We start from the raw sequence: 18,552 nt of genomic DNA, 5'->3' as shown, positions 1-18,552 counted from the left end.
CCACCCGGCCCGGCGCGCGTCACGGGGTGGCGTCCGCGGTTGAAGCTAGGCGGTCTGCGAACGGCCCTTCAACCGACCCTTCACGGCCGCAGCACCCCACACCGCCAGCAGCACAGCCACGAGCAGAAGCCCGGCCTCGCCCAGGTCCACCTCGCCCAGCCAGGTGGTCAGGGGATCCTCAAAGCCAAAGGCCGCATTGAGGAATCCGCCGAGGGTGATGGCCGAAATGAACAGGGCGGAGACGGCGGAGATGCCGGTGACCAGAGCGTTGAAGCCAAGCTGCCGTTGCGGATTGTGGATGGCCGACCGGTACATGCGCATCATGGCGACGCCGTTCGCCGTGTCGAAGAGCGTCATGGCCGCGGTGAACGACAACGGAAGCGCCAGAAGGGCCAGCGGGGAGACCCCGGCGAGGGACGCCGCCGTCGTCATCACCAGCAGGCCGATGGTGGTTGCGGTGTCGAAACCCAAGCCGAACAGGAACCCGATCACGTAGATGTTCCGAGGCCGCTGGACCCGTGACAGCGGCTTGGCCAGCAGTCGCGCAACGAATCCCTTGGTCTCGAGGTCCCCGGCCCGCACTTCTCCGCCGCCCTGCACGTTCCGGTACGCCTGCGCGGCCTGCAGGAACGCCGAGCCGTTGAACAGGCCCATGGCCAGCAGGAACAGCCCGGAGATGCCGCTGCCGATCAGTCCCAGCACCAGGTTCCCCGTGGTGCCGTCCTCCATGAACTGGCCCACCATGGCTGCACCGCCCACCACCAGGGCACCGGCCAGGATCACCACCGAGCTGTGGCCCAGGCTGAAGGCGAAACCGACGCTCACGGGGTCCTTCCTCTGTGCCACGAACTTCCGCGTCGAGTTGTCGATCGCGGCGATGTGGTCCCAGTCGTAGCTGTGCTTGACGCCCGCCAGGTAGGCGGTGAGCACCAGTCCCAGCGCCAGCGGCTGTCCCGTCGCCGCCGTCCCGGCGAGGAGGAGCACGACGACGGCAAGGTGCAGCGCGGCCACCGCACCAAATGCAAAAAGCATGCGGGTCCTCAGCGGCAGCTCCTCGCGCTGCCGATACATTGCGGCGAATCCGGTCAGCGTCGTCATCAGTACTTCCTCAGATCCAGGGGCGCCTGCCCGTACCATTGTCCGCGCAGCAACGCAGTGCAGGCACCCAGTAGCCGGTTAAGTTCTTCCGTTGAATCAGACAGGGACCGCAGCACCAGGCCCGTGGTTCCACCGAGTGACGCGGTGAGGGATACCCCGGTATAGGCGTCGTGCCCGGCCGAGAGCGCATGGAGTTCGTCGGCGAGCGCCTGGTCCACACGGCTGTCCACCACCACCAGCGAACCCAGGTGGCTGCGGCCCTCCATGAAGCCCATCCCGGTGACGTCGTTGAGCGAAGGCCGGATCAGCAGGTTGTCCAGGGCCAGCAGTTCCGTGCCGCCGCCGGCCTCCACATGGATCTCGGTGCGGAGCCGCAGTTCCTCGTAGCGGAACGACGCACCGTCGGGCGACCACCCCGGCGTGATCACCTCAGCCATCACCAGGCTCGACGACGGCGTCAGCGTGATGAGTGTGTTCTGCCGGTAGCTGGCCTCCCGGTAGGCGATCAGCTGGTCCGGAGCCAGCTCCAGCTGCGCCCCCTCCCCCAGCCGCAGCGTCATCCGCTGCTCCGCAAACGACCCCGGCGTCCGGTAGATCTTCGTCGCGGACTGAGTGGTAAGCAACAGCTTGGCCCCGTCCCCAACCTCCACGTCAATGACATAAAGGTCAGCCCCAAGATACGCCCCGCCAGGATTGACCATGACGTAGCAAACCTGCCCGCTCTCATCCAGGTAATGCGGTCGCAGGATCCTCAAGGCGCCTTGATGGAACTGCGTGGAAGCGATGGACTTACCGTTCGGCACCTTGATGCCCAGCTCCAACCGCCCTCTTACTGGGCGATCAGCGGTCGCGGAGGAAGGGGGCCGCGGCGTGGCGGGCACCGCGAAGCGGGCACGGCCCCCTTCCTCCGCGGACGCCGCCCAAGGTGAGATGACAGCGGAACTGTTTTGGCTCATGTTGCGAGGTCGAGCATCAGGACGTCGCGCCGCACCCATTTGATGACGGCCTCGAGGCCTTCGTCCGTTTTGAGGTTGGTGAAGCAGAACGGCTTGGTGCCGCGGAATTCGCGGGAGTCGCGCTCCATCACTGACAGGTCCGCGCCGACATGCGGGGCGAGGTCGGTCTTGTTGATGATGAAGAGGTCGGACTTGATCATGCCCTGCCCTGCTTTGCGCGGGATCTTTTCGCCCTGCGCCACGTCGATGATGTAGATCGAGAAATCGACCAGTTCCGGGCTGAAGGTGGCGGAGAGGTTGTCGCCGCCGGATTCCACGAAGATGACCTGCAGGTCCGGGTGGCGCTTCTTGAGCTCCTCGATGGCCGCGGTGTTCATGGAGGTGTCTTCGCGGATGGCGGTGTGCGGGCAGCCGCCGGTTTCGACGCCGATGATCCGGTCCTCGGGCAGGATCCCGTTGGCGGCCAGGATCCTGGCGTCCTCGATGGTGTAGATGTCGTTCGTGATGGCGGCCATGGAGATCTCGCGGCTCATGTGCCGGGTAAGCCGCTCCACGAGCTGGGTCTTGCCGGCGCCAACCGGTCCGCCGATGCCGATCTTGATGGGTTCAGACATTCTGTCCTCCTGCTAGCTCATGAACATGCGGGCACGCTGACGCTCGTGCCGCATCTGCGAAATTTCCAGTCCGGGGCTAACCGCCCCGAAGTCGTCCGGCGCAAGGCGGCCGATCCGTTCGACGGCGGCAGCGACGTCGTCGGACGCTTTCCGCAGCAGCCGCTGGCCGGCGTTCTGCCCCAGGGGGATGGCGCGGACGGCGTTCTGGGTCAGCGAGGTGACCGCGGCAAAAAGGTAGGCGGCGAGCGCTTCCGGCAGCGGCACACCCAGGGAACGCGCGACGACGGCGAACGCCAGCGGCTGGTGGCCGGCGGCGCGGCCGGTGGTCACCAGCTCCCGGTACACCGCCAGCTCCGGAGAAGGAAAGACCTCGTCTCCAATCTCCAGCAGCCGCCCACCCATCTTCACACTGGCCTCCCGCAGCTGCCGCGGCAAAAGCTGGGCCGACAGCAGCGAATCCAGCTCACCCACATCAGCACCCTCAAACAGGAACCGAATGGCCACCCCGTCCGAATAGGTCAGCTGCTGCCCCACAAACGCGGAAAGCCACACCCCAAAGCTCGCCTCATCATGAACCAGCCCGCGCTCAATATACGTCTCAAACCCGAGCGAGTGAGCAAACGCCCCGGTAGGAAGCGCAGAATCGGTGAGCTGCTGCAGGGCGAGCTGGTAGCCCCCTGCCGCAGCGGCGGCGGGTGAAGGGGGCCGCGGCGTGGCGGGCCGCGCGAGGGGCCCACTGGCGCGAGGGCCCCGATCCGAGCTTGCGAGGATTGGGAGCGCCTGGGGACGGGCACGGCCCCCTTCACCCGCTGGCGCTCCCGCGCCGGAACTAGTGGCTGTGTTCGGCATGGCGGAAAGGAACCGGCATCACGCGTTCCTGGCGGTCGTAGGGCACTCCGGCGTGTTTGAGGTAGTCCTCCACGGTGTGGTCGTACTGGCACACCATGACGTCAGCCCCGTACTCGGAGGCAGCGTCGAAGAACTGGGCCTGCAGGTGCCGGTTGCCGAGTGAGTGCGCCACCACGCCCATTTCGTGGATGGAGCGGGGCGCCACCACCAGGACGTCGGTGGGCAGCACGGACACCACGATCATGTTGGTTTCCGCGACATACAGGATGTCGCCGTCGCGGAGATCCCCGGAACCGGACGGCAGCCGGATGCCGATGTCCTTGCCGTGGTCCGTGGTGACGCGCTGGATGCGTTTGACCAGCTGGGCGCTGGGCAGCACCACTTTTTCCTGGTGCAGCCCGGCGAAGGCGGCGGCCTCCGCGGCGGGAAGGTCGTGCAGGTTGCCGAGGATTTTCTCGATGATCACGTGGGCTCCGGGGGTCGGGGAACTTAGAAGAGGAAGTAGCGCTGTGCCATGGGCAGCACGTCCGCCGGTTCGCAGGTGACGTCCTCGCCGTCCACGGTCACCTTGTACGTTTCCGGGTCCACCCGGATGTCCGGCGTCGCGTCGTTGTATTTGAGGTCGGCCTTGGACAGAGAGCGGATCCCCGAGACCGGCCGGATGACCTTCTGCAAGCCCAGCTCCTCCGGCACCCCGGCATCGATGGCGGCCTGGGACAGGAAGGTGATGGAGGACTGCTGCACTGCCTTGCCGAACGCGGCGAACATCGGGCGCATGGTGCGCGGCTGCGGGGTGGGGATGGAGGCGTTGGCGTCGCCCATCAGCGCGTAGGCGATCTGCCCGCCCTTGAGCACCAGCTCCGGTTTCACCCCGAAGAACGCGGGGTCCCAGAGCACCAGGTCGGCGAACTTTCCCTCCTCCACCGAGCCGATGGAGTCGGCCATGCCCTGCGCGATGGCGGCGTTGATGGTGTATTTCGCCACGTAGCGCTTGATCCGGAAGTTGTCGCTGTCGGCACCGGAGCCGTTGGGAGCGCCGTGCGTTCCACCGGCAGGGTCCTTAAGGACACCCCGCTGCTTCTTCATCTTGTCCGCCACCTGCCAGGTGCGGGTGATCACCTCGCCCACACGGCCCATGGCCTGCGAGTCGGAGGAGGTGATGGCGAAGATGCCCATGTCCTGCAGGACGTCCTCGGCGGCGATGGTCTCGGCACGGATGCGCGAGTCGGCGAAGGCCACGTCCTCCGGGATGTCCGGATTGAGGTGGTGGCACACCATAAGCATGTCCAGGTGCTCTTCGATGGTGTTCCGCGTGTACGGCAGCGTGGGGTTGGTGGAGGCCGGCAGCACATTGGGCAGCCCGGCGATCCTGATGATGTCCGGCGCGTGCCCGCCCCCTGCGCCTTCGGTGTGGAAGGTGTGGATCACCCGCCCGTCGATGGCCCGGATGGTGTCCTCCACGAAGCCGCACTCGTTGAGGGTGTCGGTGTGGATGGCCACCTGGACGTCGTATTCGTCCGCGACCTTCAGCGAGTTGTCGATGGAGGAGGTGGTGGACCCCCAGTCCTCGTGGACCTTGAGCCCGATGGCGCCGGCCCGGATCTGCTCGGCCAAAGGTTCGACGGCGGACGCGTGGCCCTTGCCGAACAGGCCGATGTTGATGGGCATCCCCTCGGCGGCCTGCAGCATCCGCTGGATGTGCCACTTGCCGGGGGTCACAGTGGTCGCCTTGGTGCCCTCGGCCGGCCCGGTCCCGCCGCCCACCATGGTGGTCACGCCGCTGGCGAGGGCCGTGGGCACCTGGTCCGGGGAGATGAAGTGGATGTGGGTGTCCACGCCGCCGGCGGTGAGGATTTTCCGTTCCCCGGCGATGATTTCGGTGCTGGCCCCGATCACGATATCCACGCCGTCGGTAATCTGCGGGTTGCCGGCCTTGCCGATCTTGAAGATGTGGCCGTCCCTGATCGCGACGTCGGCCTTGTAGATGCCGGTGTAGTCCAGGATGACGGCGTTCGTGATCACGGTGTCCGGAACGTTTTCGTCCCTGGTGGCCTGGCCGTTCTGGCCCATGCCGTCGCGGATCACCTTGCCGCCGCCAAAGACGACCTCCTCGCCGTACGCGGTGAGATCCTTCTCGATCTCGAGGAACAGCTCGGTGTCCGCCAGGCGGATGGCGTCACCCGTCGTCGGGCCGTACAGGTCCGCGTACTGCTTGCGGGATAGCTCGAAACTCACTGCGCTCCCCCTGCGTTTTCCTGTGCGGACCGTGCCGGGCCGAGACTGCCGTTGACCCCGTTGCTCAGCCCGAACACCTCACGGCTGCCCGCTAACTCGATGAGCCGCACTGTCCTGCCGTCTCCGGGCTCAAACCGGGCGGCGGTGCCCGCGGGGATGTCGAGCCGGCGGCCGAAGGCGGCCTGGCGGTCGAACTTCAGCGCAGCGTTCGCCTCGGCGAAATGGTAGTGCGAACCCACCTGGACGGGGCGGTCACCTGTATTAACGACGACGACGTCGATCGCCTCGCGTCCCGCGTTGACGGTCAGTGGTTCGGTCCGCAGGACATACTCTCCCGGAATCATGGCGCCTCCCTATCGGATGGGATCGTGGACGGTGACGAGCTTGGTGCCGTCGGGGAAGGTCGCCTCGATCTGGACATCGTGAATCATCTCGGGGACGCCTTCCATGACGTCGTCGCGGCTGAGGAGCGTGGTGCCGTAGCTCATGAGCTCGGCAACCGTCCGCCCGTCCCGTGCCCCTTCGATCAGTTCGTAGCTGATGATGGCCACAGCCTCCGGAAAGTTCAGCTTGAGCCCGCGCGCCTGCCGGCGGCGTGCGAGGTCGGCTGCAACCACGATCATGAGCTTTTCCTGCTCGCGGGGCATCAGATGCATTCCGGGATCCCTTCGATGACGGACACCACCGCAGTGTGCCGCAGCACCCGCGCGGCGGTGTGTGACCAGCGTAATCCGCGGACGTTTCGGCAAGATTTCCTGGCTACATGCCCTTCAGGCGTTTTGCGATGGCGTCCGTGGACAGCACCGGCTGGCGATATTCATCGGACAGAATGCGCAACATGTCCGCCGCGGCCCGCTCGTCCCCGGATGCCATGGCCTCCTCGGCGTAGACGACGCGGACGTTGTGCGCGAAGGCGTCGGCCGCCGTCTGGGCAATGCAGTTGTGGGTGGCGACGCCGGCCAGCACTATCTCCCCAACCTCCCAGTTCCGCAGCCGCGACAGCAGGTCTGTCCCGGTGAAGGCGCTGTCGCGCGTCTTGATCAGGCGGGGCAGCCCGTCGGTCTGCAGCCCGGGCACGAAGTCAGCCTGAGCCGAACCGCGGAAGATGAACCCCTGGTCGTCATCCAGCATGTTCAGTGACCAGGTGGACTTGTCCCGCTCGTGTTCGGTTCCCACCAGCAGTATCTTGGCGCCGCTTGCGGCCGATTCGGCGATGAGGCGGTTGCAGGCCCGGACCAGGGTGTCCTGCCGCGGAGCCAGCGCAGGATCCTCGAAGTAGGCATTCTGCATATCGATGACCAGCAGGGCGATCATTGCGGATCCTTTCCGTTGTCCCGGCCGACGGAAGCCACAGGTTTCAGGTACCCACGACGATGCCGGAATAACTCATTGGGCGTCCACTACGGTGCCGAGGATCGGATCCTCAGTTCGAACCCCGCTTCGACGTGCACGCCGTCGTCGGATTTCTCCTTGCCTTCGATCCGGTCGATCAGGAGCCCAACAGAGCGTTCAGCGATCTCCTGCATGCCCGGTGCCACGGTGGTCAGCGAAGGGGAGGCGAAGCGGGCCTCATCAATATCGTCGAAGCCTGCCACGGCAACGTCTTGCGGAACCTTGACGCCGCGGATGAGAAGTTCATGCATGGCGCCCAGTGCGAGGGCATCGTTCAATCCGAAGACGGCGTCGAACGGCACTGCGCGGTCCAGCAGCGCCTCCACCGCGGATGCCCCGGCGTCCCGGCGCCACTCGGACGGCACGATGAGTGCGGGTTCGAACCCCACGCCAGCCTCGTCGAGCGCCCGCCGATAGCCGGTCAGCCGCAGCCCCGGGCTTCCGGTGCTGTCCCCTGCCGATGCCCCGATCACTGCTATCCGACGCCGACCTCCCGCCAGCAGGTGGGCAGTCATCGCCTGGGCCGCCCGGACGTTCTTCATCGTGACGGTATCGAACCGTGGGTCCTGGATGTGCTCGCCTAACATCACGAGCGGCTTGCTTCCGATCCGGCCCGCCACGGTGTCCGGATCCAGCCTCAGGGGCGTGAACAGGAGCCCGTCGGTCAGCTGGCGGAAGGGCCCATGCAATGCGCTGAGCTCGTTCTCCTCGAGGGCCGCGGACTGCTCCACGAGCACGCGGTAACCGCGGGCGGAGGCAACGGACATGAGGCGCGAGGCCAGCTCCGCGTAGTACGGGGCCGAGAGGTCGGACAGAACCAGACCGAGCATCCGCGACTTGCCGGAACGCAGGCTTCGGGCTGTCAGGTTGGCCTCGTAGCCGAGTTCGTCAATGGCATCCAGCACCTTCTGCTTCGTGGCCGGCCTGATGAACTCATAGTCGTTGAGGACGTTGGACACGGTTTTCAGGGACACCCCTGCCAGACGGGCAACGTCATTCATCGTCACGGCCATCCACGGCTCCTTCTCACGGCTACATCTGGATACATCGTTGCAGAAAGCGGCACGCAGCGCCCCGCCCGCAGGAATTTCCCAAGGTGGTGGGCCCACGCTGTCCCCAGGGCCAAGCTCTGTGGCCAGGCAACGGCGCCTGGCCACAGGGGGCCGGGCTCCACGTAGCGGAGGTCGTTCCCGGAGGAAGCCAAGGAACAGGGGGATGCAGTGCCAGAAGGTCTTGAGATGCCGGCGGGACCGGAGGGGTACGCCGCCGGTTCGGCCCCGGGCGGCCAGCTGTTCGCCCTGGTCGCCGCCCACCACGGAGCCGGACTGGATTTCCTTGCGCGGCTGGGTTCGGGCCCGCGCCGGATCACGTCCGCGGCCCTGGCGGCTTCCCCCGGCATATCCGGGTCTGTGCTGCTGTCGACATGCAACCGCTTCGAGGTCTACTTTGAGATCGAGGCCGGCACGGAGCCGTTCGTTGCCCGGAGCCGCGTGCTGTCGATGATCAGCAACTGCTCCGGTGTCCCCGACGATGAGCTCAGCGGGTCCCTGGACTTTTTGGCCGGCCAGGCAGTGCCGGCACACCTCTTTGCCGTGGGCGCCGGGCTGGATTCGGCGGTGGTCGGCGAACGGGAAATTGCGGGCCAGCTGCGGCGGGCCCTGTCAGCGGCGCAGGAAACGGGCGCGGCCAGCGGCCCCCTGATCCGCCTGTTCCAGGCCGCCTCACGCGCCGCACGCGACGTCGGATCCTTGACCGCGCTGGGCGACGCGGGGCGCTCGATGGTCTCCGTTGCCCTGGACCTGGCCGCGGCGAAGCTGGGGCGCTTTGGATTGGCCGGGTTGTCGGTGGTTGTCATCGGCACTGGCGCCTACGCCGGATCCACCCTGGCACTCCTTGCAGCCGGGCAGTGTGACAACGTCTCCGTCTTTTCATGGTCCGGACGCGCCGAGCCCTTCGCCACGGCCCGGGGCGCTGCTGCGCTGAGGCGCTCCGAGCTGCCGGCGGCGGTCCGGGGCGCCGACGTCGTGATCGGCTGCAGCGGCCGCGGAACCCGGCTCGGAGCTGACGACTTCAGGCACTTCCGGCGGGCCGCGCAGGAACGCCTCATCGTCGTCGACCTTGCCCTTGGCCGCGACTTCGAGCCAGAGACCGGTGACCTGCCTTGCATTGAACTCATCACCTTGGACGACGTGCGGCTCGCCTCACCGCCTGAGCACTCTGCCGTTGTCCAGGAGGCCGCCGACCTGGTCCGGGAGGCGGCGATGCGGTTCGAGGAAGACCAGCAGGCCCGCCTCGTGGACCCCGCGATTGTGGCCCTGCGCGGACACATGCAGCGGGTTCTGGCCAGCGAGGTGGCGCGGGTCAAGAACCAGCATGGCTGCACCGCCACCGCCGAAGCCGTGGAGTTCGCCTTGCGGCGGGTAGTCCGGCAGCTCATGCATGTGCCCACCGCCCGGGCACGGGAACTCGCGGCGTCCGGCCGGCAGGCCGACTACACCGCAGCCCTCGAAGCCCTCTACGGGCTGAACGTAGAAGCGGAAGCTGGACAAGCCCCTGTGCACACCGCCGATGAGGGGGCGGCGCAAGCGAGTTAGGCGCGCGTGGCACCGGTTTTCCGAACCGTCTTTTCCGCACCGTCTTTTCCGCACCGTCCAGGGGCTCGGCGCACATAGCCATGAATCGGCTCTGGCCGCCACTGCCGCCCGGGACTAGCGTTTAATCAGCTTCCACCCACGCGTGCAAGGAGGAACGTCGATGTGCTCCCGGCAATCAGCACGAGGCCCAAGGTCCCGTACCGTCAGGGTCCTGATCGGAGCCGCAGTTCTCGCCGCCATCGCCTCCGGCTGCACGGGCCCGGGGCAGGGTCCTGGACAGAGTCCGGAGCCGAGTACGGAGCCGTCAATTGCCTCGCCGTCTCCGGGCAGCACGGCTGGCAGCCGTGCAACTACCGGCCAGACACCGGGGCAGGGGCAGCAACAGCCCGGGCAGGGAACTCCGTTGGGAGCTGCGGACATCCCCGCGATCGTCAGCAACGTCCAGCCGTCCGTGGTGACAATCTTCACTGGCCGCGGCGGACTGGGAAGCGGGGTCGTGTATTCCGAGGACGGACTGATCCTGACGAACGAGCACGTGGTTCGCGGCAGCCGCGACGTCGAAGTGGGCTTTGCCGATGGCCAGCGGGTGGCAGCAACCGTGCGGGCCACCGACCCGATCGCGGACCTGGCGCTCGTGGAGGCACAGAGGACCGGCCTGCCGGCGGCCAAGTTCCAGCCCGCCCTGCCGCGGATCGGAGAACTGGCCGTCGTCATCGGCTCACCGCTGGGATTCGCAAACACCGCGACGGCGGGCATCATCTCGGGCCTCCACCGGGAGATCCCCGGATCGGCCTCAAGCAGCCAGTCCCTCGTTGACCTGATCCAGACCGATGCGGCGATCAGCCCCGGCAACTCCGGCGGCGCCGTCGTGAACAGCCGCGGCGAAGTGATCGGCATCAGCGAGGCATACATCCCGCCCCAGTCCGGCGCGGTAGCCCTTGGCTTCGCCATCCCGGCCGCCACCGCGGTGAAGGTCGCAGACCAGCTCCGCGAGGACGGCACGGCCGATCACGCATTCATCGGCCTGGGCCTGGCCGAAATCACCCAGCCCATAGCCAGCGAACTCGGCCTGCCGGACACCCTCGGGGCGCTGGCGCTCTCCGTCCAGGAGGGCGGCCCGGCCGCGAAAGCCGGCATCCGCGCCGGTGACGTGCTCATCAGGCTCGACGGCGACAAGCTCACCTCGCCGGAGGACCTGCTGGCAGCACTGCGAACCCGGAGCCCCGGGCAGACCGTGACCGTTGAATTCCGCAGGGGCGCGGACACCCAGGAGGTCAAGGTAGTCCTGGTCGCGCGCCCGGCCCCCTGAGAGCCAGCTGCGCCGTCACGCGGCGAAGATGCTCCAGGATGCTTCGTGCGTGGCGCCGGGCTCCAGCCGGATCAGGTCCGCGCCGCTGTTGAAGGCGTCAGGAGGGCAGGTCATGGGTTCCACCGCGAGCCCCAGCCTGTTCGGTGCCGGGGGCTGCTTGTCGGCCGTATGGATCTGGAGCCACTGGCAGGTCCGGTCCCAGGCCATGCCGACCCCGGTCCCGCCCGGGTCCCGGGCCACGAGTTGCGCGCGGCCGGCGTCGCTGAACGTGATGCCGGTGAAGGCGTGGTCGATCTTGGTGGCACCGATGCTGCGCGGCGCGCGGAAGTCGAACTCGTGCCCGTCCACGGCCCGTACGGCAAGGGGAAGCAGCCGGTCCGGGGTCACGTCCAGGAACTCGCCGGCCGGAACCTCCAGCGTCCACTCATCCAGCGGGGCCGGTCCGGCGACCAGGTACGGGTGCGGGCACACGCCGTACGGCGCGGTGTCGGCGCTGAAGTTGGTCGCCGTTACGCCCGCATGCAGGCCGTCAGCTTCCAAGCGGTAGGAGGCGGTGACCCTGAGCAGGAACGGATACCCGGGAACCGGGCCAACGGAGCAGGCGAGGACCACGGCGGACCCGGAATGCTCCTGCAGGGTCCAGTCGAGGGGGAAGACGAGGCCGTGCAGGGCACAGTCCCGCTCCACTTCGTTGACGGGCACGCGGTAGTCGGCGCCGCGGAACGTGTACTTGCCGTCGGCGATCCGGTTTGGCCAGGGGGCCGCGATGATGCCCCGGTAGTCAGGAATGGGTCCGCCTTCCGGGAACGGGACGATCAGGTCCCGTTCCCGGTGGCGCAGCTCCCGCAAGGCAGCCCCGCGGGCAGTAATGGTGGCGGTGTACTCCCCCGCACTGATCCTGTACTCGGTCACAGCCCGCCGGCCAGCTTGTAATATGCGGCGTTCCAGTTCAATTCCTTCTTGAACTGTTTGATGGTGGTGCCGTCGTCGATCGTGAGGAGTTCGGTCTGGGCGATTTCGGCGAAATCCTCGAACACGTCCATGCCGACCTGGGTGGAGAGGACGGTGTGGTGCGCCGCTCCGGCGGTGAGCCATGCGGCTGCGGAGGTGGCGAAGTCCGGTTTGGGTGACCAGAGGGCACGTGCCACGGGCAGGTTTGGCAGTGGCTCGTCGAGGTCCACGACATCGACGGCGTTCGCCACGAGGCGGAAGCGGTCGCGCATGTCGGAGAGGGCGACGACGACGCCGGGGCCGGCGTCGGTGTCGAACACCATGCGGACGGGGTCTTCCTTGCCGCCGATGCCCAGCGGGTGGATTTCGACGCGCGGCTTGGTGGCCGTCAGGGAGGGGCAGACCTCGAGCATGTGTGCTCCGAGGATCTTCTCCTGGCCGGGAGTGAGGTGGTAGGTGTAGTCCTCCATGAGTGAGGCGCCGCCGGGCAGGCCGGCGCCCATGACCTTGGCGGCGCGGACCAGGATGGCCGTCTTCCAGTCCCCTTCGGCGCCGAAGCCGTAGCCGTCGGCCATCAGCCGCTGCACGGCCATGCCGGGCAGCTGGCGCAGGGCGCCGAGGTCCTCGAAGGACGTGGTGAAGGCGGCGGAACCGTTGGCTTCGAGGAAGCTGCGCAGGCCCAGCTCGATCCGTGCGCTGTAGCGCAGCGACTCGTGGCGGGCACCGCCCGCCTTCAGCTCGGGAACCACCTCGTAGAGGCGCTCGTACTCCGCCACCAGGGCGTCGACGTCGGACTCCGCGGCGCCGTGCACCGCATCGGCGAGCTCGTTGACCGACCAGGTGTTGACCGAGACGCCGAAGCGCAGTTCCGCTTCGGTCTTGTCTCCTTCGGTGACGGCGACGTTGCGCATGTTGTCCCCGAAGCGGGTCAGCTTGAGGGTGCGGACGGCGGCCCAGCCGGCGGACGCCCGCTGCCAGGCTCCGACCTGGCGGGCGACCTCCGGATTGGACACGTGCCCCACCACGGTCTTGCGCGGAACGCCGAGCCGGGACTGGATGTAGCCGAATTCGCGGTCGCCGTGGGCGGCCTGGTTGAGGTTCATGAAGTCGAAGTCGATGTCCGCCCAGGGCAGTTCCACGTTGGCCTGGGTGTGCAGGTGCAGCAGCGGCTTCCGGAGCAGGTCCAGGCCCTGGATCCACATCTTGGCAGGGCTGAAGGTGTGCATCCATGCCGTCACACCGATGACGGAATCATCGGAGTTGGCTTCCAGCGCGGTGCGGCGGATCGCGTCGGAATCTGTCAGCACGGGCTTCCAGACCAGCTTCACCGGAACCTCAGAGGAGGCGTTGAGGGCGGCGGCAATCTCCTGGGACTGGGCGGCGACCTGCTTCAGGACGTCCTCCCCGTAAAGGTGCTGGCTGCCGGTGAGGAACCAGACCTCATAGGGCTCGAGCGAGGTGTTGTTGGCGTTGGACATGGGTTCTCCTGCGAAAGTCTGGGGTGGGAGGGACGGGGCCTTGCGGCCGGGTTGCTGGGCCTAGCGGCCGTAGACGTTCTGGTAGCGGTCGTAGAGGGATTCGATCAGAGCCGGATCGATGGGCAGCGGCTCTCCCAACTGCCGCGAGATGTGGACGGTGCGGGCCACTTCCTCGCACATAACAGCTGCCTTGACGGCGGAGCGGGCGTCTTTGCCGATGGTGAAGGGGCCGTGATTCTGCATCAGGACGGCCGGCGAATGGGATTCCTGCAGGGTTTCCACGATGCCGCGGCCAATCGAGTCGTCGCCGATCAGGGCGAACGGGCCCACAGGGATGGTGCCGCCGAATTCATCGCCCATCATGGTCAGCACGCACGGGATGGCTTCCCCGCGCGCCGCCCAGGCCGTGGCATACGTGGAGTGGGTGTGCACCACGCCGCCCACGTCAGGCATGTGCCGGTACACGTAGGCGTGGGCGGCCGTGTCCGAGGAGGGCGACAAGGCCGGGTTTTCCCATTCCGCGGCGGCACCGTCCGCATCGGCGCTGAGCGAGCTGACCGGGGTGCCGTAGAGATCCGTGACCACCATGAGGTCCGGGGTCAGGTCATCATAGGAGACGCCCGAGGGCTTGATGACCATCAGGTCATAACCCGGGACGCGGGCGGAGACGTTGCCGGCGGTCCAAACCACCAGTTCGTAGCGCGTCAGCTCCGCATGCAGCGCGCAGACATCCCGGCGCACCCGGTCAATGGTTTCCAGGAGGGCGCTCATGCGGGCACCTCTTCCGACAGCAGGGACGCATCAGCGCTGCGGCCGGCAGTGCGCTGAATCGCCGCACCGCGCTGGATCGCCTTGAGCCGGTGCATGACCTCGTTGGTTCCGCGGCCGAAGTAGTCGTGCAGTGTGCGGTATTCCCGGAAGAGTTCCTCGTACGCGGCGACGTTGTCCGGGATCGGGGTGTAGACGGCTCCGGGGGCGGAGGACATGGCCGCGGCGGCCGCACGGATGTCCGGGTAGTTCCCTGCCGCGACGGCAGCGTGGATCGCCGAGCCAAGGGCCGGGCCCTGGGTGGAGCCGATCGTGGAGAGCTGCAGGCCGGTGATGTCGGCGTAGATCTGCATCAGCAGCTTGTTTTTCAGCAGCCCGCCGGCAACGATGAATTCCTTGACCGGCACACCGGAGTCGCGGAAGGCGTCAACGATGGTGCGGGTTCCGAACGCCGTGGCCTCCAGCAGCGCCCGGTAGATGTCCTCAGGGCGGGTGGCCAGGGTCTGGCCCACCACCACTCCGGACAGCTCATGGTCCACGAGGACCGAGCGGTTGCCCGAGTGCCAGTCCAGCGCGATCAGGCCGTGCTCGCCGATCGCCTGGCCGGCGGCGAGGTCGGTCAGGTATTCGTGGATGCCCTGTCCGGCCGCCGCGGCCGCCTGGTGGTATTCCGGCGGAACTCCATACTTGGTGAACCAGCCGAAGATGTCGCCCACGCCGGACTGGCCGGCTTCGTAGCCCCAGAGCCCGTCGACGATGCCGCCGTCGACCACGCCGCACATGCCGGGCACCTCGCGCAGCACATCCCCGTTCATGACATGGCAGGTGGAGGTGCCCATGATGGCCACGAGCTGGCCCGGCTCCACGGCGTTAGCGGCGGGGGCGGTCACGTGGGCGTCGACGTTGCCGACGGCGACGGCGATCCCCTCGGGCAGCCCGGTCCAGGCCGCAGCCTCGGCAGTAAGGTACCCCGCAGCGTCGCCCAGGCGGCCGATGGTGTATTGAAGTTTAGCGCTAACAAAATTGCTGAACCGCGGATTAAGGGCGGTCAGGAACTCCTGGGACGGGTACCGTCCGTCCTGGTAGATCCCCTTGTATCCAGCGGTGCAGGCGTTGCGGACGTAGTTGCCGCACAGCTGCCAGACGATCCAGTCGGCTGCCTCCACCCAGTGGTCCATCTCCGCGTAGGCCTCGGGGTCCTCTTCCAGCAGCTGGAGCCCCTTGGCGAACTCCCACTCGGAGGAGATGAGGCCGCCGTAGCGCGGCAGCCACGTTTCTCCCAGTTCTGCGGCAAGGGCGTTGATGCGGTCCGCCTGCGCTTGCGCCGCGTGGTGGCGCCACAGCTTGACGTACGCGTGGGGCCGGTTGGCGAAACCTGGCACCTCGTTCAGCGGCGTGCCGTCGGCCTTCACCGGCACCATCGTGCAGGCCGTGAAGTCCGTGGCGATGCCCACCACCGCAGCCGGGTCAATGCCCGCATCAGCGATCGCCGCCGGCACCGCGTTCCGGAGCACGTCCCGGTAGTCATTCGGCACTTGAAGCGCCCAGTCCCCGGGAAGGCGGGGGGCGGCTCCATCCGCTACGCCCGCCACATCCGCCGGAAGCGCTTCGGTGACGACTGCATGCGGATAATCAAACACACCGCTGCCAAGTTCCTTGCCGTCGCGGACCCGCACCACCACGGCCCGACCCGACAGGGTTCCGTAGTCCACCCCGATGACGTAATTTTCACTGCCGGGGTTGAACCCGGCATCCTCACTGGATTGCATGCTGAAACCTCCATCCGGGAGGTGCTGGCCCCTGTGCCCGGTGTCGAAATGTAAAAGATTCTCTTCGATTGTGAACGCTAACATATGTCTGCGTCAAGCATTGCTGATGGCCAGTTTGGCCGGCGCCTTCTGCGCCTTCCTGGCCACCACCGCGCCGCGGCAAGGGGACGGGGGCTCCGCCAGGTTGGCGGAACCCCCGTCCCGGAACCCCTGTACGGAGCCCGCGCGTCCGGAGCCCCTGCCCGGACCCCCCGTCCCTGCGGGGGTCGGTTATTTCCGGTATTTTCCGGCGGCGCCTTAGCCCAGCTGGCTGCGGAGGCGTTCCAGCTCCGCTTTAGTCACGGGCAGGACGGTGCCGTGGCGCGGCGCGCGCGGGAGCTCGTAGTTGCTCGAAAGCTTCCAGTTGGGGTTCTCCAGGCTGGTGCTTTCCAGCGGGATATAGCCCCGGCCGCCAAACTCGTCCACGAAGAGGTAGTACTTCTCTTCGGTGTTGGATTTGAAGACGGTTGGCCCCTCAACGCCGCCGGTCCCGGCATTCTTGCCGATGCAGTTGGCCATCAGGGACCAGCTGCGCGGGTTGGCCGCAGGCAGATCGACGGCCAGCAGGTCCTTGGATTTCTCCTGCATGATGTCGAGGCACCCGGAGACTCGGGCCTCGTCCTTCGTAAAGCGGTAGTAGGTGTCGCCTTCCTTGATGACAGTGGAGTCGATGACGGAGTCACCCGGGTCGTTCCAGACCTTGGCCTCGCTGAAGGTCCTGAAGTCGCGGGTGGTGGAATACATCATCTTGTTGTGCATGCCGCCGGCGTGGTTGGGGTCGCTGTCGGCGTAGATCTTGGAGGCCCAGTAGACCACGTAGGCGCCGATTTTCGCGTCGTAGTGGGCTTCCGGCGCCCAGGTGTTCCCGGCCGTGTCCGGGGAGACCTTGACGTGGCGTTGCGCGGACCAGTTCACGAGGTCCGTTGACTCCCACACCTCCACGTAGTGGCTGCCCTGGCGCTGGGAGGAATCCCACGAGGTTCCACTGCCGATGGAGAGGTCGGTGGCGATCATGTAGAACTTGTCGCCTTCCGGCGAGCGGATGATGAACGGGTCGCGCAGGCCCTTGGTGCCCAGCTTGGAGCTGAGGACGGGTTTTCCGCCATTCAGTTCGTCCCACTTGAGTGCGTCGTTGCCGCGGCTGGCGGCCATGAAGATGTTCTCGCCCGCGAGATCATTGCCGGTGAAGTAGGCGAAGGCGTAGCCTTCCCTGGCCTCGGCCTTGGGCAGCGGAAGAACAGTCACGAAGAACCTCTTCTTGGCCTTTGCCTTTCCGGCGGTCACGGTTGCGTGCAGGTTGAGCTTGACCGGTGCGCTGCCGTAGGCCGGCCGCGAGACCTCGCCGGTGGCGGTGATTATGGAGTCGTTGCTCGACGTCCAGTCCACTGTGGTTCCGTGAAGGCCAGTTGCCGGCAGCGTGATATTGCCCCGGATTCCCTCGGCGTCCCACACGTTCAGGGCTGCAGAAGCCTCACTGACTTTCTGGTCATCACTGATGTCCTCGACGACCGTCACAGTGAACGTCTTGGAAGCTGATGCTTCGCCTGACGTGGCGGTGGCCGTCAGCGTCACGTTGGCGTTTCCGGTTCCGTAGGCGGGGCGCGTCACGATGCCTGTGGAGGAGACGGCAGCTTCGTTGGACGACGACCAGGTGTAGGCCGACCCGTTGGGTCCCGTGAGAGGCAGCTTCACGTCGGCAGTGACGGCGCTGGTGTCTCCGAGTGACAGGTCCTTCAGGTCAAGGGCGACGCGCTCTTCCGGGGAGACGTAGCCGAGCTCGCGCACTTCGGCCGCAGAGAGGGCCCGGTTGTAGATGCGGAAGTCCCGGACCTGCCCCTTCAGGTACTTGTCGCCGCTGTACACGGACCGCCCGAGGTAGTTCGCCGTCGTCGTTCCTCCCCCGATGCTGCCCGGGGTGACGGTGACGCCGCTCTTGCGGGCTACTTCAGTGCCGTCCTCGTAGAGGATGGCTGTGCCGCCGCTGAGTGTGTAGGTGATGGTTTTCCAGGCGGCGCGTGCCAGGTCCCGTCGGGCGCTTGTAGTCTGCTCGGTCGACCAGTTGCCGGTCGCGATGGAGGTCCGGTACGAGTTGCCGGTGGTGAAGAGGTAGCCGTTGCCGGTGCCGTTGGTTGTGTTGCCCATCCCCCAAATGAAATAGGGGGTGGCCTGGTCCGCAGCGAGCTTCACGTCCGTGGAAACGGTGATGGAGTCCAGGCCCCGCATGACGTCGTTGGGAAGGCGGACATGGGCATTGGCGCCGCCGAGCTGCAGGCCTTCGCCGCCCAGGCTGCTGGCGTCGCCGCTGATGACGCCGTTGCGGCCGTTGCCGGAACTGTCTTCTGCGACCGCCCCGGTCTGTTCGGTCAGGTTGTATTTGAGGACGAGGCCGTCGTCAACGGCGGCCTGGGCCGGTGCTCCGGCCGCAAGTCCGCCGAGCACCAGTGCGGCTGCCGTCATCAGCGCCGGACCGGTGCGGTCCTTTGAGGGTGTAGTGAGCATG

Annotated in this window: 17 protein-coding genes; 2 read left to right on the top strand and 15 right to left on the bottom strand. The window is 67.0% G+C overall.

The features are described 5' to 3' along the window. Window positions 1-45: 45 nt before the first annotated feature. The 10 genes from JYA52_RS20765 to JYA52_RS20720 all read right to left on the bottom strand — a co-directional run bounded on the left by JYA52_RS20765 (window position 46) and on the right by JYA52_RS20720 (window position 8,157). Window positions 46-1,098 carry a HoxN/HupN/NixA family nickel/cobalt transporter gene (locus tag JYA52_RS20765; RefSeq protein ID WP_205655249.1) on the bottom strand — a complete coding sequence of 351 codons (1,053 nt, stop codon included), beginning with the start codon at window positions 1,096-1,098 and terminating at the stop codon, window positions 46-48. Further along, the gene (locus tag JYA52_RS20760; RefSeq protein ID WP_504739524.1) at window positions 1,098-1,919 is read right to left on the bottom strand and encodes an urease accessory protein UreD; all 822 of its coding nucleotides are present in this window, start codon (window positions 1,917-1,919) and stop codon (window positions 1,098-1,100) included. Before JYA52_RS20760 ends, JYA52_RS20765 begins: the two co-directional genes overlap by 1 nt. A gap of 131 nt (window positions 1,920-2,050) precedes the next feature. After that, window positions 2,051-2,668, bottom strand: coding sequence for an urease accessory protein UreG (ureG, locus tag JYA52_RS20755; RefSeq protein WP_205655247.1), 618 nt, complete (start codon window positions 2,666-2,668; stop codon window positions 2,051-2,053). 12 nt (window positions 2,669-2,680) lie between these two features. Then, window positions 2,681-3,328 carry an urease accessory protein UreF gene (locus tag JYA52_RS20750; RefSeq protein WP_205655299.1) on the bottom strand — a complete coding sequence of 216 codons (648 nt, stop codon included), beginning with the start codon at window positions 3,326-3,328 and terminating at the stop codon, window positions 2,681-2,683. 169 nt (window positions 3,329-3,497) lie between these two features. Further along, entirely contained in the window at window positions 3,498-3,983 is a 486-nt protein-coding gene (gene ureE, locus JYA52_RS20745) for an urease accessory protein UreE (RefSeq protein WP_205655246.1), read from the bottom strand. Window positions 3,984-4,006: 23 nt separating this feature from the next. Further along, window positions 4,007-5,752 (bottom strand): urease subunit alpha, encoded by a 1,746-nt coding sequence (gene ureC, locus JYA52_RS20740; protein ID WP_205655245.1) that lies wholly within the window; start codon window positions 5,750-5,752, stop codon window positions 4,007-4,009. Beyond that, window positions 5,749-6,096, bottom strand: coding sequence for an urease subunit beta (locus tag JYA52_RS20735; protein ID WP_205655244.1), 348 nt, complete (start codon window positions 6,094-6,096; stop codon window positions 5,749-5,751). The genes ureC and JYA52_RS20735 overlap by 4 nt, the downstream gene beginning before the upstream one ends. A 9-nt stretch (window positions 6,097-6,105) precedes the next feature. Further along, window positions 6,106-6,408 (bottom strand): urease subunit gamma, encoded by a 303-nt coding sequence (locus tag JYA52_RS20730; RefSeq protein ID WP_205655243.1) that lies wholly within the window; start codon window positions 6,406-6,408, stop codon window positions 6,106-6,108. A 103-nt stretch (window positions 6,409-6,511) separates the two neighbouring features. Beyond that, on the bottom strand, window positions 6,512-7,066 hold the full coding sequence (locus JYA52_RS20725; RefSeq protein WP_205655242.1) for a cysteine hydrolase family protein: 555 nt from the start codon (window positions 7,064-7,066) through the stop codon (window positions 6,512-6,514). An 86-nt stretch (window positions 7,067-7,152) separates the two neighbouring features. Beyond that, window positions 7,153-8,157, bottom strand: coding sequence for a LacI family DNA-binding transcriptional regulator (locus JYA52_RS20720; protein WP_205655241.1), 1,005 nt, complete (start codon window positions 8,155-8,157; stop codon window positions 7,153-7,155). 225 nt (window positions 8,158-8,382) lie between these two features. Here JYA52_RS20720 and JYA52_RS20715 point away from each other — a divergent pair, with 225 nt between their 5' ends. Both JYA52_RS20715 and JYA52_RS20710 read left to right on the top strand, forming a co-directional pair. Continuing rightward, window positions 8,383-9,738, top strand: a complete 1,356-nt coding sequence (locus JYA52_RS20715; RefSeq protein WP_205655298.1) for a glutamyl-tRNA reductase — start codon at window positions 8,383-8,385, stop codon at window positions 9,736-9,738. A gap of 403 nt (window positions 9,739-10,141) precedes the next feature. Beyond that, window positions 10,142-11,047 (top strand): S1C family serine protease, encoded by a 906-nt coding sequence (locus JYA52_RS20710; RefSeq protein ID WP_240460569.1) that lies wholly within the window; start codon window positions 10,142-10,144, stop codon window positions 11,045-11,047. 15 nt (window positions 11,048-11,062) lie between these two features. Here the strand turns inward: JYA52_RS20710 and JYA52_RS20705 are convergent, their stop codons facing one another. The 5 genes from JYA52_RS20705 to JYA52_RS20685 all read right to left on the bottom strand — a co-directional run bounded on the left by JYA52_RS20705 (window position 11,063) and on the right by JYA52_RS20685 (window position 18,551). Next, entirely contained in the window at window positions 11,063-11,959 is an 897-nt protein-coding gene (locus tag JYA52_RS20705; protein ID WP_205655239.1) for an aldose 1-epimerase family protein, read from the bottom strand. Continuing rightward, the gene (araA, locus tag JYA52_RS20700) at window positions 11,956-13,476 is read right to left on the bottom strand and encodes an L-arabinose isomerase (protein ID WP_205655238.1); all 1,521 of its coding nucleotides are present in this window, start codon (window positions 13,474-13,476) and stop codon (window positions 11,956-11,958) included. The genes JYA52_RS20705 and araA overlap by 4 nt, the downstream gene beginning before the upstream one ends. Window positions 13,477-13,536: 60 nt before the next feature. Then, complete coding sequence (locus tag JYA52_RS20695) at window positions 13,537-14,247, bottom strand: L-ribulose-5-phosphate 4-epimerase (RefSeq protein ID WP_205655237.1); 711 nt, start codon at window positions 14,245-14,247, stop codon at window positions 13,537-13,539. Next, on the bottom strand, window positions 14,244-16,013 hold the full coding sequence (gene araB, locus JYA52_RS20690) for a ribulokinase (protein ID WP_205655236.1): 1,770 nt from the start codon (window positions 16,011-16,013) through the stop codon (window positions 14,244-14,246). The genes JYA52_RS20695 and araB overlap by 4 nt, the downstream gene beginning before the upstream one ends. A gap of 297 nt (window positions 16,014-16,310) precedes the next feature. Beyond that, on the bottom strand, window positions 16,311-18,551 hold the full coding sequence (locus JYA52_RS20685; protein WP_205655235.1) for an immunoglobulin-like domain-containing protein: 2,241 nt from the start codon (window positions 18,549-18,551) through the stop codon (window positions 16,311-16,313). Window position 18,552 lies beyond the last annotated feature (1 nt).

Origin of the sequence: Arthrobacter pascens (genome assembly GCF_017052465.1) — a bacterium.
Taxonomy (GTDB): Bacteria; Actinomycetota; Actinomycetes; order Actinomycetales; family Micrococcaceae; genus Arthrobacter; species Arthrobacter pascens.
The sequence above is the reverse complement of the archived record's forward strand: the minus strand, read 5'-3'. Positions and strand labels throughout refer to the sequence as shown.

Bases quoted from the DNA above. Each gene is read 5' to 3' on its own strand.
- JYA52_RS20735 (WP_205655244.1), bottom strand. From the start codon at position 6,096: ATGATTCCGGGAGAGTATGTCCTGCGGACCGAACCACTGACCGTCAAC.
- JYA52_RS20715 (WP_205655298.1), top strand. From the start codon at position 8,383: ATGCCGGCGGGACCGGAGGGGTACGCCGCCGGTTCGGCCCCGGGCGGC.
- JYA52_RS20695 (WP_205655237.1), bottom strand. From the start codon at position 14,247: ATGAGCGCCCTCCTGGAAACCATTGACCGGGTGCGCCGGGATGTCTGC.
- ureG (WP_205655247.1), bottom strand. From the start codon at position 2,668: ATGTCTGAACCCATCAAGATCGGCATCGGCGGACCGGTTGGCGCCGGC.
- JYA52_RS20685 (WP_205655235.1), bottom strand. From the start codon at position 18,551: ATGCTCACTACACCCTCAAAGGACCGCACCGGTCCGGCGCTGATGACG.
- araA (WP_205655238.1), bottom strand. From the start codon at position 13,476: ATGTCCAACGCCAACAACACCTCGCTCGAGCCCTATGAGGTCTGGTTC.
- JYA52_RS20725 (WP_205655242.1), bottom strand. From the start codon at position 7,066: ATGATCGCCCTGCTGGTCATCGATATGCAGAATGCCTACTTCGAGGAT.
- araB (WP_205655236.1), bottom strand. From the start codon at position 16,013: ATGCAATCCAGTGAGGATGCCGGGTTCAACCCCGGCAGTGAAAATTAC.
- JYA52_RS20730 (WP_205655243.1), bottom strand. From the start codon at position 6,408: ATGCATCTGATGCCCCGCGAGCAGGAAAAGCTCATGATCGTGGTTGCA.
- JYA52_RS20765 (WP_205655249.1), bottom strand. From the start codon at position 1,098: ATGACGACGCTGACCGGATTCGCCGCAATGTATCGGCAGCGCGAGGAG.
- JYA52_RS20720 (WP_205655241.1), bottom strand. From the start codon at position 8,157: ATGGCCGTGACGATGAATGACGTTGCCCGTCTGGCAGGGGTGTCCCTG.